We start from the raw sequence: 16,269 nt of genomic DNA, 5'->3' as shown, positions 1-16,269 counted from the left end.
TCCTACTTGGCCAGGCGCGGGATGCCGGCCGCCCGGTAGGCCGCCTCCTCGTCCAGCGTCTCGTTCTGCAGCAGCGCCGACGCCAGCGCGTCCAGCTTCTCCCGGTGCTCGCCCAGCAGCCGCTGCGCCTCGATGTAGCACTCGTCGACGATGCGCCGCATCTCGTCGTCCACGGCGTCCAGCGTGGCCGGCGCCGCCGAGAGCCCGTACGCCTGCTGGACGTCGCCCGGGATCGCCGTCAGCCTGCCGACCCTGCTGCTCATCCCCCAGCGTCCGACCATTCCGCGCGCCAGATTGGTGACCTGTTCCAGGTCACTCTCCGAGCCCGTGGTGACCACTTCGTAGACCAGCTGTTCCGCGGCCATACCGCCGAGGGCACCGATGATGCGGCCGCGCAGATACTGCTCGGTGTACGCGTACCTGTCGGCGTCCGGCGTCGAGAGAGTGACGCCGAGGGCCCTGCCGCGCGGCACGATGGTCACCTTGCGCACGGGGTCGGCGCCCGGCTGGACCATGCCGAGAAGGGCGTGGCCGCTCTCGTGGTACGCGGTCCTGCGCCGCTCCTCCTCCGGCATGACGAGCGGTCGTTCGGCTCCGAGCTGGACCTTCTCCAGGGCGTCCGACAGGTCGGTCTGGCTGACCTCGGACTGCTGGCGCTTGACGGCGAGAAGCGCGGCTTCGTTGGCGAGGTTGGCGAGGTCGGCACCGGTCATGCCGGGGGTCGTCCGCGCCACCTGACCGAGACTCACGTCCTCGGAGAGCGGGATCTGCCGGGTGTGGATCTTCAGGATGGCCTCCCGGCCGGTCCGGTCGGGAGGGCTCACCTGGACGATCCGGTCGAAGCGGCCGGGCCGGGTGAGGGCGGGGTCGAGAACGTCGGCGCGGTTGGTCGCGGCGAGGACGACGACGCCTTCCGATCCGGAGAAGCCGTCCATCTCGGTGAGGATCTGGTTCAGCGTCTGTTCGCGCTCGTCATGGCCGCCCATGCCGGAGCCGCCGCCGCGGGCCCGGCCGATGGTGTCGATCTCGTCGATGAAGACGATGGCGGGGGCGACCTTGCGGGCCTCCGCGAACAGTTCCCGTACCCGGCCGGCACCGACGCCGACGATCATCTCGATGAACTCGGAGGCGGAGGCGGAGAAGAACGGCACGCCCGCCTCGCCGGCGACGGCACGCGCCAGGAGTGTCTTTCCGGTGCCCGGCGGACCCGCGAGCAGTACTCCCCCGGGCATCCGGGCGCCCATCCTCCGGTACTGCTGCGGGTTCTTCAGGAAGTCGACGACGTCGTTGAGTTCGCCCTCGACCTCGTCGATGCCGGCCACATCCTCGAAGGTGGTGCGCTTGCCCGCCTCCAGTTCGACCGGTTTGGGCGGGGCCTTGCGGCCGAAGCCGCCCATCCCGCCGCCCATGCCCCGGGACATCCGCCGGGCGATGAGCACCCAGAGCAGGACGAGCAGCAGCATCGGCGCCAGCGAGATCAGCAGGTTGGCGAGGAAACTGCGTTCCTTGACGACCGGCTCGGCGGTGACGGTGACGTCGTCCTTGACCAGCTCGGCCCAGAGGTTGTCGTCGGCGAACGCGGGCCGCTGGGTGACGAACTTGGTGTACGTCTCGTCGGTGCCCGGGATCTTCGCTTCCTTCTTGAGCTGCCCCTGGATGGCATCGCCCTTGGAGTAGATCTTGGAGACGTTGCCCGCCGTGACCTGCTTGCTGAACTCCGTGTACGCGATGGTCGGCTCGTTCCTTCCGTTGAAGAAGGACAGCACCAGGTTGGCGAGCAGATAGACGGCCAGCGCGGTCAGCAGCAGTCCGCCCCAGCCGCCCGGCATCTTCCGGCCCGGCGGTGTGGGCGGTGGGGCACCTTCCGAGCGCCACGGCTGGTCGGGCCGATCGCGTGGCGGTACGGGATTGGTCACGCGCGCTCCTCTGCCGACAGCCGTTGAGCCGACATTAAAGGAGAAATACGACCAAAGCCCTCTGAGAAGCCGTCTGCTGGGCCCGTGGAGGGACGCCGACGCGATACGGGCGCGCAACCGGGTGGCACGGGTAAGGGGCACCCGCCCACGGCGAATGCCCCTTGCCTGTGTGCCCCTGCGGGCGTCGGGTGTCAGCCCGTGAACTTCTTGAAAGCGTCGGGGAGCTCGAAGTTCTGGTCATCCTGCGCCGGAAGACCGAACGCGCCACCCTGCGCCGCCGCCTGCTCGCGACGGGCGGCAGCGGCCTGTTCCTCGGCCTTCCGCTTCATCGGGTTGCCGCTCTTGCGCTTGCCCTTGGCCTGCTTGACCTGCTTCTTCTGCCGGCCCGCGCCGCCACCCATGCCGGGCATCCCCGGCATGCCCGGCATGCCGCCGCCCTGCGCCATCTTCGACATCATCTTGCGCGCCTCGAAGAACCGCTCCACCAGGTTCTTCACGGCGGACACCTCGACACCGGAGCCCTTGGCGATACGGGCCCGGCGCGAGCCGTTGATGATCGTCGGTTCCTGGCGCTCGTGCGGCGTCATCGACTTGATGATCGCGGCGGTGCGGTCCACGTCGCGCTCGTCGATGTTGTTGATCTGGTCCTTGATCTGCCCCATACCGGGCAGCATGCCGAGCAGCTTGGAGATGGAGCCCATCTTCCTGACCTGCTCCATCTGGGCCAGGAAGTCGTCGAGGGTGAAGTCCTTGCCCTTGCTGGACGCCAGCTTGGAGGCCATTTTGGCGGCCTCTTCCTGGCTGAACGTCTTCTCCGCCTGCTCGATCAGGGTGAGCAGGTCACCCATGTCGAGGATGCGGGACGCCATGCGGTCGGGGTGGAAGGCGTCGAAGTCCTCGAGCTTCTCACCGTTCGACGCGAACATGATCTGCTTGCCCGTGACGTGGGCGATCGACAGGGCCGCACCACCGCGGGCGTCACCGTCGAGCTTGGAGAGCACCACACCGTCGAAGCCGACGCCGTCGCGGAAGGCCTCGGCGGTGTTGACCGCGTCCTGGCCGATCATCGCGTCGACGACGAAGAGGATCTCGTCGGGGCTGACGGCGTCGCGGATGTCCGCGGCCTGCTGCATCAGCTCCTCGTCGATACCGAGGCGGCCGGCGGTGTCGACGATGACCACGTCGTACTGCTTGGCGCGGGCGTGCTCGATGGAGTCCTTGGCGACCTGGACCGGGTCACCGACGCCGTTGCCCGGCTGCGGGGCGTAGACCGCCACACCGGCGCGGTCGGCGACGACGCTCAGCTGGTTGACGGCGTTGGGGCGCTGGAGGTCACAGGCGACGAGCAGCGGGGAGTGGCCCTGGCCCTTGAGCCAGAGGCCGAGCTTTCCGGCGAGGGTGGTCTTACCGGCACCCTGCAGACCCGCGAGCATGATCACGGTGGGCGGGTTCTTGGCGAACCGCAGCCGCCGGGTCTCGCCACCGAGGATGCCGACAAGCTCCTCGTTGACGATCTTGACGACCTGCTGGGCGGGGTTCAGCGCCTGGGAGACCTCGACGCCGCGCGCCCGGTCCTTGACGTTGGCGATGAAAGCGCGCACGACGGGAAGCGCGACATCGGCCTCGAGCAGGGCGATACGGATCTCGCGGGCCGTGGCGTCGATGTCCGCCTCGGACAAGCGGCCCTTGCCCCTGAGGTTCTTGAAAGTCGCGCTAAGGCGGTCGGAGAGAGTATCGAACACGGCGCTCGTCGGTCCTCAGGGTCGGGGTCGGGTGCAGGTCAGTCGTCCCCAAGGGTATCCGGACACCGGGAAACGCAAAGCCCTCGCCCGTTTCTCGTGACGGACGAGGGCCCTTCCGCGTGGTCGCGGGAGTCAGCCCAGAGCCCGCTCGACCTCTCGGGCCAGCTCTGTTGCGCGTGCGTCGGACAACGGCTCCCCGTCCGCCCCTGTGACATAGAAGGCATCCACCGCATTGGCGCCGAGCGTCGACACGTGTGCGCTGCGCACCCGTACCGCGCTCTGTTCCAGCGCCCGCCCGATCCGGTGCAGCAGCCCCGGGGCGTCCTGGGCGCGCACCTCGATCACGGTCGCCAGCCGCGAGCCCGCCGCCGCGACCGTCACCCGAGGTGGTGGCGCCTTCACCCCGCGACGCCGCGGGTAGGCGGCTTCGCGTTCGGCGAGACGGGCCGGGATGTCGAGGGAACCGTCCAGGGCGCGGACGAGATCGGCGCGGAGCCGGGCTGCCTGCGGCAGGGAGCCGTATTCCGCCGCCACCCGCCAGCTGAGCAGCAGCACGTCGACGCACTCGCCGAGCTCGGTGGGGAGTTCGACGGCGCGCAGGTCGGCCGCGCGGACGGTCAGACGGTGCAGGGCGAGGACTCCGGCGGCGGCGGGCAGGACGCCCGGGCGGTCGGGGAGGGCGATGAGGAGTTCGACACCGATGGGTTCCGGTTCGCCGTCCTCGTTCGGGGTCTCGGCCTGGGCGTGCAGGGCGAGGACGGGTTCGCCGGTGCGCAGCGCCTCGATGGCCAGCCGTTCCTGTTCGGCACTGGGTTCGACGGGTTCCGGATCGGCGGTTGCCTCGCCGGCGAGGACCGCGGCGACACGTGTGACGAGGTCGGCGACGAGGGAGGCGCGCCAGGTGGACCATGCGGCGGGCCCGGTGGCGAGCGCGTCGGCCTCGGTGAGGGCGTGCAGGAGCTCCAGCGTGGACGCGCTGCCGACGGCGGTGGCGACGGAGCGGACGGTGGCCGGGTCGTCGAGGTCACGCCGGGTGGCGGTCTCGACGAGCAGCAGATGGTGGCGTACGAGGGTGGCGATGACGCCCACGTCGTGCTGGTCGAAGCCGATCCGGGCGGCGACGTCGCGGGCGATGACCTCCCCTGCGACGGAGTGGTCGCCGGGCCAGCCCTTGCCGATGTCGTGGAGCAGGGCGGCGACGAGCAGGAGGTCGGGGCGGCCGACGCGGCGGGTGAGCGAGGAGGCGCGGACGGCCGCTTCGACGAGGTGACGGTCGACGGTCCAGGTGTGGACGGGGTTGCGCTGCGGGCGGCAGTGGACGCGTTCCCAGTCGGGCAGCAGCCGGGTGATCAGCCCTTCCGCTTCAAGGGCCTCCCAGACGGGGATGGTGGCCTCGCCCGCGCCGAGCAGGGTGACGAGTTCCTCACGGGCCTCGGCGGGCCAGGGCACGGGCAGCGGGCGGGCGGCGGCGGCGAGGTGGCGCACGACGTGGCGGGAGATCGGCAGTTCGGACTGGGCGGCCGCGGCGGCGGCGCGCAGGACGAGCACGGCGTCGTGTTCGGGGCGGGCCGTGCGGGCGAGGACGACCTCGCCGTCGGCCTCGACGACGCCTTCGGCGAGTGGGGTGCGTTCGGTGGCGGCGGTCTTGCCGCCGCCCAGCATGGCGCGCAGCCGGGGGCGTACGGACCGGGCGCGCAGGACGCGGTGGACCTCGCGCCAGGTGACGTCGGTGGCGTACGAGACGGTGCGCGCGGCCTCGTACACCTGGCGCAGCAGCGCGTCGGCGTCGAGGAGGCCGAGGGCGGTGGCGACCTGGTCCTGCTCCTGGAGAGCGAGGCGGTCGGTGGCGCGGCCCGTGGTCAGGTGCAGGGCGTCGCGGGCGTCGAGGAGGATGCGGCGGGCCTCGGCGAGGCCTTCACGGGGGGCGTCGGCGACCCAGGAGGCGGCGACGGCGCGCAGGGCGGTCGCGTCGCGCAGGCCGCCGCGGGCCTCTTTCAGGTCGGGTTCGAGGAGGAACTGGAGCTCGCCCTGGCGTTCTGCGCGTTCGCGGCAGAGTTCGTCGAGGGCGGGAAGCCGTTTGGGAGCCTGGTTCCGCCAGTCGGCGAGGATCGTGGTGCGCATCGCGGCGACCAGGCCGCGGTCTCCCGCGACGGGCCGGGCGTCGAGCAGTCCGAGCTGCACCTTGAGGTCCTCGGCGGCCGTCTTCCGGGCTTCGCCGGGGGTCCGTACGGAGTGGTCGAGGGCGAGGCCGAGGTCCCAGACGGGGTACCAGATGCGGTCGGCGAGGGAGGCGACGGCTCCGGCGTCGGCGCTGCCGTCGTGCAGGAGCACGAGGTCAAGGTCGCTGCGCGGGGAGAGTTCGCCGCGGCCGTAGCCGCCGACGGCGACGAGGGCGGCGCCGCGGACGCCGGTCTGTTCGGTAGCGGTGGCGAACAGGGCGGTCAGCCAGTCGTCGGTGAGTGAGGCGAGGGCCGCACGGCGCGGCGGCCCGGGCTGCGCCTTCTCCTGGAGGAGGCGCAGCCGGGCCGCCGCGTAGCCGCTGGGTCCCGAGTCTTCGGATTCGGTGGTCACTTCGGTGCTCGTCACCCAGCTGCCTTTCAGTTTGCGAGACCGTCGGTCAGAGTGCGTCCGGGCCGCGTTCGCCGGTGCGGACCCGTACGGCTGTCTCGACGGGAACGCTCCAGACCTTGCCGTCTCCGATCTTGCCGGTTCGGGCGGCCTTGACCACGACATCGATGAGCTGTTCGGCGTCCTCGTCCTCGACGAGGACCTCGATACGGATCTTGGGGACGAGGTCGACGGTGTATTCGGCTCCCCGGTAGACCTCGGTGTGGCCGCGCTGGCGCCCGTATCCGCTGGCTTCCGTGACCGTGAGGCCCTGGACGCCGAAGGCCTGGAGGGCCTCCTTGATCTCGTCGAGCCGGTGCGGCTTCACGACTGCCGTGATGAGCTTCATGCGTCCACCTTCTTGGTCTGCGCTGCTGCCGTGGTCTCCGATGCCGGTGCGGAGGCCGTACGCGGGGCCGCACCGCCGCCGGCGCCGCTGAAGTCGTACGCGGTCTCGGCGTGTTCGACCTGGTCGATGCCGGAGATCTCGTCGTCCTCGTCGACCCGCATGCCGATCGTCCTGTCGAGGAGGAAGGCGAGCGCCGCGGAGACGACCAGAGAGTACGCGAGGACTGCGAAGACCCCGACGGCCTGCTTGCCGAGCTGGTCGAGGCCACCGCCGTAGAAGAGGCCCTTGGCGTCGGACTGGACACCGCCGGTGGCGAAGAAGCCGATGAGGAGCGAGCCCGCGATACCGCCGACGAGGTGGACGCCGACGACGTCCAGGGAGTCGTCGTAGCCGAACTTGTACTTGAGGCCGACCGCCATGGCGCAGAGCACACCGGCGATGGCACCGACGGCGATGGCTCCGAGCGGGCTGATCGCGCCGCCGGACGGGGTGATGGCGACGAGGCCGGCAACCGCGCCGGAAGCGGCGCCGAGAGTGGTGAAGGAGCCGTGGCGGAGCTTCTCGTAACCGAGCCAGGCGAGCATCGCGGCGGCGGTGGCGACCTGCGTGTTGACGAACATGACCGCGCCGACGCCGTCGTCGTTGCCGAGCCACGAGCCGGCGTTGAAGCCGAACCAGCCGAACCACAGGAGACCGGCGCCGAGCATGACGAGCGGCAGGCTGTGGGGCCGCATCGGGTCCTTCTTGAAGCCGACCCGCTTGCCGATGACGAGGATCACGCCGAGGGCTGCCGCACCCGCGTTGATGTGGACCGCCGTACCACCCGCGAAGTCGATGACACCGAGCTCGAAGAGCCAGCCGCCGGCGCCCCAGACCCAGTGCGCGACCGGGAAGTAGACGACGGTCACCCACAGGACGACGAACAGCGCCCAGGAGGTGAACTTGACGCGGTCGGCGAGGGCACCGCTGATCAGCGCCGGAGTGATGATCGCGAACATCAGCTGGAAGACGGCGAAGACGTAGACCGGGATCGTGTAGCCGTCCCAGAGCTGGGTGATGCCGATCCCGCTCAGGCCTGCGAAGTCCGAGCTCCAGCCGATGAGAGAGCCGATGTCGGTGCCGAAGGCGAGACTGAATCCGTACAGCACCCACAGGATCGTGACGATCCCGAGGCTGATGAAGCTCATCATCAGCATGTTGAGGGTGCTCTTGACGCGGACCATGCCTCCGTAGAAGAAGGCAAGACCCGGAGTCATGATCATCACCAGGGCCGAGCAGATGAGCATGAACCCGGTGTTGGCGGCAGACAGCGTCGGGGCGTCTGCGGCAAGCGTCGTGATGCCTGGGGGCATCGGCGTCTCCTCGTCGTCGGTGCGGCCGCGGGGGGCGAAACGTGCGGGACCACTGTGGAAAAGGTGCGGGCCGGTTATGCGCCATGAGATTCGCCCAGCGCGGTTTCCGCCGATGCCGCACGGTGTTTCGCCGCAGTGACGAAGAGGCGTGGCGTGTTACGTCCCCATGAACCGCGAGTGGCGTATCCGCGGCCGGGCCTACCCTGCGGCCGTGGCCGCATACGGTGCGGTTACAACTCTGGAGTACGGGAACGGGAACGCGAACCGGCCACGCCGATCACCCGCTGACCTGGCAAGGGGGAGCCGAAGTCGGTCTGTGCGGGGTGATCGTCGTGGCCGGAGTGAGGGGTGCCCGGTCAGACCGCTTCGGCGGTCTCGGGCAGCTGCTCGGTGAGCAGATCGGTGAGTTCCGCAACCGCGGGCATGTCGCCGAAGTCCCTGGCAGCGGTGTCGACGGTCTTCCGCAGCCGGGTGTTGACGCGCTCGGAGCGGACCTTCTTGGCGACCCGCAGGGCCCGCTCGGCGAGCACCGTGGACTGTTCGGGTTCGCGCTTGAGGAGATGGACGGTGGCGAGGCCGACCAGGTTCAGCGCGTACGACCGCTGGTGCTCGTCGTCCTCACCGAAGAGCTTGACGGCCTTCTCCATGATCGGCTCGGCGAGCGAGGCGTACGTGGGGCTGCGGCCGGCCACATAGGCGAGGTCACGGTACGAGTGGGAGTTCTCGCCGTTGAGTTCGGCCTCGGAGAAGAAGCGGATCCAGTCGGGCTCCGGCTCGCCGTCGATCCCGGCGTCGAGGAAGGTGTCCTCGGCCATTCGGACGGCTCGCTTGCACTTGCTCGGTTGGCCCATGTTGGCGTACGCGCGGGCCTCCATCGCATACAGCATGGCCTGGGTGCGCGGGGTGGCGCAGTCCCGGCTGCCGTACTGGGCGAGATGGATGAGTTCGAGGGCGTCGTCGGGCCGTCCGAGATGGATCATCTGGCGGCTCATGCTCGACAGGACGTAACTGCCCAGCGGTTTGTCGCCGGCCTCCTTCGCGGCGTGCAGCGCGAGGACGAAGTACTTCTGGGCCGTGGGCTGGAGACCGACGTCGTAACTCATCCAGCCCGCCAGTTCGGCGAGTTCGGCCGCACACCGGAAGAGCCGCTTGGCGGTGGCCGCGGGCTGCGGTTCCTGCAACAGGTCGGTGACCTCGTGAAGCTGGCCCACGACGGCCTTGCGTCGCAGTCCGCCGCCGCACTGCGCGTCCCACTGGCGGAACATCACGGTGGTGGATTCCAGCAGGTCGAGCTCGGGGGCGGAGAGCCGGGAGGGACGCCGGGCGGCGGCCGCCGGCTCGGGCTCCGCCGGTGCCGCGACGGGGACCGGCACCAGCCAGCGCTGCATGGGTTCGATGAGGGTCGGACCCGCGGCGAGGGCGAGCGAGGTGCCGAGGAAGCCGCGGCGGGCGAGCATCAGGTCACTGCGGGAGAACTCGCTGAGCAGGGCGACGGTCTGCGGGCCCGCCCAGGGCAGGTCGACGCCGGACACCGACGGTGACTGATGGGCGGAGCGCAGTCCGATGTCCTCGACGGCGACGACGGTGCCGAAGCGCTCGGAGAAGAGCTCGGAGAGGATGCGCGGGATCGGTTCGCGCGGCTGCTCGCCGTCGAGCCAGCGCCGCACCCGGGAGGTGTCGGTGCTGATGTGGTGGGCGCCCATCTGGCGCGCCCTGCGGTTCACCTGCCGCGCCAGCTCGCCCTTCGACCAGCCGCTGCGCACGAACCATGATCCCAATTGCCCGTTGGGGCGCTTACCGGCATTCGTATCGCCTGCGCCGCTGCCACTCACTGGAACGCCCCCATCCCTCGGAATACTGTCGCGCGAACCACTATCAGATTGCCGTGAGCCAAAGCCGTCCCTATGGGGGTGGGGCGCCATCGAACAGGAAATCGGATTGCCTCCGGCATACCCAGAGGTGCACATACTTCCATGGTTCGTGTACCGACAGTAATCCCACGATCACCGCCTCGGCGAGGGCGTTGACAGAAACGCCACCATTCGCCACCCCTTTGGGGGAACGCGCCTGCCGTCCGGCGCGATTCACTTGACAGACGACGATCAGCAGTGGAAGCAGTGGTGCACACAGGGGCGCGTGGTTCGTGTCGCACGACCCCCGGCGCTGCCGGATCGTCGTGGCGACGGAGTGTCACAACAGTGCTCCGCGTCGTAACCACCGGCGAGCCGGACCCGTTGGAGGGGGCATGGGCTTCACGATCGGCGGCATCCGGGAGATGCGATCCGGCTCACGGCGTCGAGGCCGTACGGCCGAGTGCACCGCGGTGGCCGAGTACACAGGACTGTGGGGCTGGGCCGTCGCGCCGGGGGCGCGGGCCGTGGCAGGGAGGTGCTCCTGCGGGGACACCGCCTGCCTCTCCCCCGGCGCTCATCCGCTGGAGTTCGCCGACGAGGTGCCGGCGGGCGCCACGCTGGACACGGCGGCACGCGCATGGGCGGAGGTGCCGGGCGCTTCGATGCTCCTGCCGGTGGGGCGGACGTTCGACGTGCTCGACGTCGCCGAGCAGGCCGGGCGGCGGGCGCTGGTGCGGCTGGAGCGGATGGGGCTGCCGCTGGGCCCGGTGGCCGTGACGCCGTCCGGAAGGGCGCAGTTCTTCGTCGCAACGGGCGCCGCCGCCGAACTTCCGCAGCTGCTGTACCGGATGGGCTGGGACGACGCGGATCTGAATCTGCGGGCGCTGGGGCCCGGCTGCCACATCACCGCACCCCCGTCGGACGAGGGCGGTCTCGGCCCGGTCCGCTGGCTGCGTCCGCCGGTCCTGGACACGGCCGCCACACCACCGCAGGCGCGGCTGCTGCTGGGCACCCTGGCGTACATCTGCCACCGCTCGTAGCGGTGGGAACGACGGCGCCGGGCGGGCTCGCTGTCGAGCCCGCCCGGCGTTCGGGGGCGAAGGAGCCGCGGTCGGCCCGTCAGTCGCCGATCAATGCGTCGACGAACGCCTCCGGCTCGAACGGAGCCAGGTCGTCCGGCCCCTCGCCGAGGCCCACGAGCTTCACCGGTACGCCCAGTTCGCGCTGGACGGCGATGACGATGCCGCCCTTGGCGGTGCCGTCCAGCTTGGTGAGGACGATGCCGGTGATGTCGACGACCTCGGCGAACACCCGTGCCTGAACCAGGCCGTTCTGCCCGGTCGTGGCGTCGAGGACGAGCAGGATCTCGTCGAGCGGGCCGTGCTTCTCGACGACGCGCTTGACCTTGCCGAGCTCGTCCATGAGTCCGGTCTTGGTGTGCAGCCGGCCGGCGGTGTCGATGAGGACGACATCGGCACCCTCGGCGATGCCTTCCTTCACCGCCTCGAAGGCGACCGACGCAGGGTCGCCGCCCTCGGGTCCGCGCACGGTGCGGGCGCCGACGCGCTCGCCCCAGGTCTGGAGCTGTTCGGTGGCGGCGGCACGGAAGGTGTCGGCCGCGCCGAGCACGACGCTCCGGCCGTCGGCGACGAGGACCCGGGCCAGCTTGCCCGTGGTGGTGGTCTTGCCGGTGCCGTTGACGCCGACGACCATCACGACGCCGGGCGTGTCGACACCGCTCTCCGTCTTGACCGCACGGTCGAAGTCGGTGCCGAGCAGAGTGAGGAGCTCCTCGCGCAGCAGGGTCCGCAGCCCCTCGGGGGTACGGGTACCGAGGACACGGACGCGCTCACGGAGCCGCTCCACCAGCTCCTGGGTGGGGGTGACGCCGACATCGGCGGTGAGGAGGGTGTCCTCGATCTCCTCCCAGGTGTCCTCGTCGAGGTTGTCACGGGACAGGAGCGTGAGCAGCCCCTTGCCGAGGGTGCTCTGCGAGCGGGCGAGCCGGGCGCGCAGCCGTACGAGACGGCCGGCGGTGGGCTCCGGGATCTCCAGCGCGGGGACTGCGGGCGCCGCCGGCTCGGCGACTGCCGGGGCTTCCTCGGCGGGAACCTCGACGCCGGGAAGACCGGCCTCCTCGATGGTGCGGCGCGGTTCCTCGCGCGTTGGCTCGGCTTCCTCGCCGACATGGGGTTCGGCGGGAGTGATGGTCGGCGTGCTCGACGGTGCCGGGGGCAGCTGCCTCTTCTTGCGGCCGCTGACCACGAGCCCGCTGATCAGGCCGGCCACGACCAGGGCGGCGATGACTACAGCAAGGATGACGAATTCCATAACCCACCCAGTATCAGTCACATACCCGCCGGGTGGCGGCCCCGGAGGACCGCTCCGGGATCCGGAAGGTCGTTATGGCCCTTTTGGCGGTAAAGGTACGATCCCGCTCGTGGAGACCCGCGGCCTGGAACCCGTCCCCGACAGTGAGCGCACCGGCCGGGTCCGCACCCTCTTCCCCACCTGGGCCGCCGCCAATATGACCGTGCTGCTGCTCGTCATGGGCGCAGGACTGATCGTCTTCGGCGGCCTCAATCTCTGGCAGGTGGCGTTCGTCGCGGTCACGGCGCCCGTCATCGGGTACGGACTGGTCGGCGCGGTCTCGATCGCGGGGACGCGCGGCGGGGCACCCGGCCTGGCGCTCTCCCGGGCCGTCTTCGGGCAACGCGGCAACCTGCTGCCCGGTGCGCTGATCTGGGTCGCCCGCTGGGGCTGGGAGACGGTGAACGCGGTCACCGGCGCCTACGGCCTGCTGGCCGTGTGCGATCTGCTCTTCTCCGTGAGGGCCGACACCGCGCCGATCATGGCGGCGCTCGTGGTCTTTGTCGCGAGCAGCTTCCTGGTGTCCGGACTCGGTGTGGGCGCGCTGCGGCTGTGCTGCACCTGGTCGGCGTACCTCTTCGGCGGATTCAGCGTCCTCGTACTGATCCATCTGAGTGCCGGAACGCAGTGGCGGGCCCTCCTGGACCGCCCCGCGGGTCCGACGGCACTGATGGTCGCCGGCGTCGGCACGCTGGCGGCCGGGGGCATCAGCTGGGCGCCGACCGGCCCGGACTTCACGCGTTATCTGCCGCGGACCGCGTCCGGCCGGTCGGTGGCCGGGGCGACGGTGGGTGGTGCGGCGCTCGTCGTTCTGCCGTTGGTGGTCATGGGCGCGGTGATGGCGGTCGCCACCCCGGACCTGGCGGTCAGCAATGATCCGGTCACCTTCATCGGCGCCTCGCTGCCGGCCTGGATCTCGGTGCCGTATCTGCTGACCGCCGTGGTCGGAATGGTGCTGATCAATGCGATGTCGATGTATTCGGCCGGTTTTGCCGCACAGACACTGGGACTCACACTCCCTCGCATCTGGGCGGTCGGCGTGAATGCCGCGATCAGCCTCCTTCTGGGGAGTCTGCTGATGATGGTGGCGACGAGTTTCCTGGATTCGTTCATCTCCTTTCTGACCTTGCTCGCCGTGACGTTCTCGGCGTGGATCGGAGTGTTCGGAGTGGATCAGCTGCGGGGACGTACGTACGACGCGGCGGCGCTGCTGGACACCAGTCCGGCAGGCGCCTACTGGTACACGGGCGGCTTCGCCGTGCCCGCCGTCGCGGCGTGGTGTGCGGGGCTGACGGTGGGGCTGCTGTTCACGGGCGTGAAGTGGTTCTCCGGCCCGCTCGCCGCCACCTGGATCGGCCGCAACGGCCTGGGCTGGGCGGCCACGATCGCCGTCTCCGGGGGGCTGTACGCACTGCTGCCGCGGCCCGCCGGGCACGAGGACGACACACCCCTACACTTCTGACGCCGCGTCAGCTACTGTCCCGCCTCGCCAAGCCCGCCCGGCGAAGGGGACACGCGTCATGGCCTTCACAGTGGTCCGGTTCAATCTCGTCGATCCCGATGCCACCCCCGCGTCCCTGTCGGACCGCTACCGTGCGGCGCTCGAGATGGCCGCGTACGCAGACGCGCACGGCGTGGACACCGTACAGACGGAGGAGCACCACGGCACCGCCAATTCCTGGCTGCCCTCCCCCTTCGTCTTCGCCGGGTCGGTCTTCGGCGCCACCCGCCGGATCGCGGTCACGGTCTCGGCGATCATCGGGCCGTTGCACGATCCGCTGCGGCTGGCCGAGGACATCGCGGTCCTCGACCTGCTGAGCGCGGGCCGGCTGGTCACGGTCGCGGGCATCGGCTACCGGCCCGAGGAGTACGAACGGGCGGGCGTCGAATGGGGCAGGCGCGGCCGGCTCCAGGACGAGCTGCTGAAGACCCTGTTGCAGGCGTGGACCGGTGAGCCGTTCCCGTACCGCGGCCGTACCGTCAGGGTCACCCCGCGCCCGTACACCCGGCCGCATCCACTGCTGCTGGTCGGCGGCAGCTCGCGGGCCGCGGCGCGACGGGCGGCGCGGCTGGGGCTGCCGTTCTTCCCGAGCGCGCACCTGCCGGAACTCGAGGCGTACTACCACGAGCGGCGCGCGGAGCACGGGACGGAGGGCTTCTGCATGATGCCGCCGGCGAAGACACCGTTGCTGCATGTGTCGGAGGATCCGGAGCGGACGTGGGACCGGTACGGCGAGTACTTCCTGCACGAGGCGCGGACCTACGCCTCCTGGCAGTCGAAGGACATCCGGTCGGCCGTGCGCTCGGCGGCCACGACGGTGATGGAGCTGCGGGACGAAGGGGTCTACCGGATCGTCACCCCGGATCAGCTGGCCGCGCTGGACACCGACAGCCTGGTGCTGCATCCGCTGTGCGGCGGGATGCCGGTCGAGGAGGGGTGGCGCAGCCTGCGACTGTTCTGCGAGGCGACCGCCGGCTGACGTACGCAGGGACGACCACGCGTCCCCGGCCCGCGGGCGCGGGCCGGGGACGCGTGGTCGAGGAGAGGGGCAGCGGGGATTAGCCCATCTCCTCCAACGCCTTGCCCTTGGTCTCCTTCACGAACTTGAGCACGAAGGGGATCGAGAGCACGGCGAAGCATGCGTAGATGATGTAGGTGCCCGACAGGTTCCAGTCGGCCAGGCTCGGGAAGCTCGCGGTGATCGCCCAGTTGGCGATCCACTGAGCGGACGCGGCGACACCGAGCGCGGCGGCGCGGATCTTGTTCGGGAACATCTCGCCGAGGAAGACCCAGACCACCACACCCCATGACAGGGCGAAGAAGAGCACGAAGACGTGGGCCGCGACGAGGGCGACGACACCCTGAGTGGTGGGGAGTTTGCCGTTGATCAGATCGGCGGAGAAGGCCCAGGCCTCGCAGGCCAGCGCGATCGCCATACCGGTGGAGCCGGCGAGCGCGAGCGGTTTGCGGCCCACTCGGTCGACCAGGACCATCGCGATCACCGTACCGATGATGTTGACGATCGATGTGGTGAACGACCAGAAGAACGAGGCGGTCGGGTCGATACCGACCGACTGCCACAGCGTCGCCGAGTAGTAGAACGCCACGTTGATGCCGACGAGTTGCTGGAACACCGAGAGACCGATACCGACCCAGACGATCGGCAGGAAGCCGAAGCGACTGCCGAGCAGGTCCTTGAAGGTGGACTTGTGCTCGCGGTGCATGGCTGTCTGGATCTCGGCCACGCGGGCGTCGAGGTCGACTTCCTTGCCCTCGACCTCGGCGAGGATCTCCTTGGCCCGCTCGCTCTTGCCGACGGAGATCAGGTAGCGCGGCGACTCGGGGATCGCGAACGACAGCAGGCCGTAGAGAAGCGCCGGGACGACCATGACACCGAGCATCCACTGCCAGGCCTCGAGGCCGCCGATCGTTCCGCGCTGCTTGCCGTCGGCGAGCTGGAGGATGCCGAAGTTCACCAGCTGCGAGATGGCGATGCCGATGACGATCGCGGCCTGCTGGAAGGAGCCGAGCCGGCCGCGGTAGGCGGCGGGCGAGACCTCGGCGATATAGGCCGGGCCGATGACCGAGGCCATGCCGATGGCGAAGCCGCCGATGATCCGCCAGAAGGCCAGGTCCCAGAGGGCGAACGGGAGCGCGGAGCCGACCGCGCTGATCGCGAAGAGCACCGAGGCGATCCGCATACAGCGGATGCGGCCGATCCGGTCGGCGATACGACCCGCCGTGGCGGCGCCGATGGCGCAGCCGATCAGGGCGATGGCGATCACCTCGGCCAGCGTTCCGGAGCCGATGCCGTAGCGGTCCCGGATCGCCTCGACGGCGCCGTTGATCACAGCGCTGTCGTAGCCGAAGAGGAAACCGCCCATCGCAGCGGCTGCCGTGATGAAGATGACGTGGCCGAGGTGCTCCGGATGGGCCGCGCGGGCTCCGGATCCCGGTGTCTGCGATGTGCTGGTCACATGAACTCCTGGTGCCTGGCCGCGTCGTCAGGCGTGGGGGGAACTCTTCCAAGTGGCACATACCTTCAAAGGCGCCACCACTTGAAGTTAAAAACGACGTCT

The 16,269-nt window shown here is 70.1% G+C and carries 11 protein-coding genes; 3 read left to right on the top strand and 8 right to left on the bottom strand.

The window, feature by feature from the left end:
- Positions 1–2: 2 nt before the first annotated feature.
- The 6 genes from ftsH to ACFU8W_RS31585 all read right to left on the bottom strand — a co-directional run bounded on the left by ftsH (position 3) and on the right by ACFU8W_RS31585 (position 9,798).
- Positions 3–1,916 carry an ATP-dependent zinc metalloprotease FtsH gene (gene ftsH / locus ACFU8W_RS31610; protein ID WP_384044350.1) on the bottom strand — a complete coding sequence of 638 codons (1,914 nt, stop codon included), beginning with the start codon at positions 1,914–1,916 and terminating at the stop codon, positions 3–5.
- Between the two features lie 191 nt (positions 1,917–2,107).
- Positions 2,108–3,658: a signal recognition particle protein gene (gene ffh / locus ACFU8W_RS31605; protein WP_345510624.1), complete on the bottom strand. Its 1,551-nt coding sequence runs from the start codon at positions 3,656–3,658 to the stop codon at positions 2,108–2,110.
- Between the two features lie 132 nt (positions 3,659–3,790).
- Complete coding sequence (locus tag ACFU8W_RS31600) at positions 3,791–6,244, bottom strand: [protein-PII] uridylyltransferase (RefSeq protein ID WP_384044347.1); 2,454 nt, start codon at positions 6,242–6,244, stop codon at positions 3,791–3,793.
- A 31-nt stretch (positions 6,245–6,275) separates the two neighbouring features.
- Positions 6,276–6,614 (bottom strand): P-II family nitrogen regulator, encoded by a 339-nt coding sequence (locus ACFU8W_RS31595; RefSeq protein WP_069170469.1) that lies wholly within the window; start codon positions 6,612–6,614, stop codon positions 6,276–6,278.
- Entirely contained in the window at positions 6,611–7,966 is a 1,356-nt protein-coding gene (locus ACFU8W_RS31590; protein ID WP_384044344.1) for an ammonium transporter, read from the bottom strand. The genes ACFU8W_RS31595 and ACFU8W_RS31590 overlap by 4 nt, the downstream gene beginning before the upstream one ends.
- Positions 7,967–8,322: 356 nt before the next feature.
- The gene (locus tag ACFU8W_RS31585) at positions 8,323–9,798 is read right to left on the bottom strand and encodes a hypothetical protein (RefSeq protein ID WP_384044341.1); all 1,476 of its coding nucleotides are present in this window, start codon (positions 9,796–9,798) and stop codon (positions 8,323–8,325) included.
- Positions 9,799–10,211: 413 nt separating this feature from the next.
- Here ACFU8W_RS31585 and ACFU8W_RS31580 point away from each other — a divergent pair, with 413 nt between their 5' ends.
- Entirely contained in the window at positions 10,212–10,859 is a 648-nt protein-coding gene (locus ACFU8W_RS31580) for a bifunctional DNA primase/polymerase (protein WP_384044338.1), read from the top strand.
- A gap of 79 nt (positions 10,860–10,938) precedes the next feature.
- On the opposite strand, the gene ftsY is transcribed toward ACFU8W_RS31580, so the two are convergent.
- Positions 10,939–12,150, bottom strand: coding sequence for a signal recognition particle-docking protein FtsY (gene ftsY, locus ACFU8W_RS31575; RefSeq protein WP_384044335.1), 1,212 nt, complete (start codon positions 12,148–12,150; stop codon positions 10,939–10,941).
- Positions 12,151–12,259: 109 nt separating this feature from the next.
- Between ftsY and ACFU8W_RS31570 the strand changes: the two genes are divergently transcribed.
- A complete protein-coding gene (locus ACFU8W_RS31570) occupies positions 12,260–13,651 on the top strand; it encodes a purine-cytosine permease family protein (RefSeq protein ID WP_384044332.1) in 1,392 nt (463 codons plus the stop codon).
- A gap of 58 nt (positions 13,652–13,709) precedes the next feature.
- Positions 13,710–14,669: an LLM class flavin-dependent oxidoreductase gene (locus ACFU8W_RS31565; RefSeq protein WP_384044329.1), complete on the top strand. Its 960-nt coding sequence runs from the start codon at positions 13,710–13,712 to the stop codon at positions 14,667–14,669.
- A gap of 79 nt (positions 14,670–14,748) precedes the next feature.
- Here ACFU8W_RS31565 and ACFU8W_RS31560 read toward each other — a convergent pair whose 3' ends face one another.
- The gene (locus ACFU8W_RS31560) at positions 14,749–16,167 is read right to left on the bottom strand and encodes a sugar porter family MFS transporter (RefSeq protein WP_384044326.1); all 1,419 of its coding nucleotides are present in this window, start codon (positions 16,165–16,167) and stop codon (positions 14,749–14,751) included.
- Between the last annotated feature and the right edge of the window lie 102 nt (positions 16,168–16,269).

Source organism: Streptomyces sp. NPDC057565, from assembly GCF_042801455.1.
GTDB classification, from domain to species: Bacteria; Actinomycetota; Actinomycetes; order Streptomycetales; family Streptomycetaceae; genus Streptomyces; species Streptomyces yanii.
This window is presented reverse-complemented; position numbering and strand designations above follow the sequence as displayed.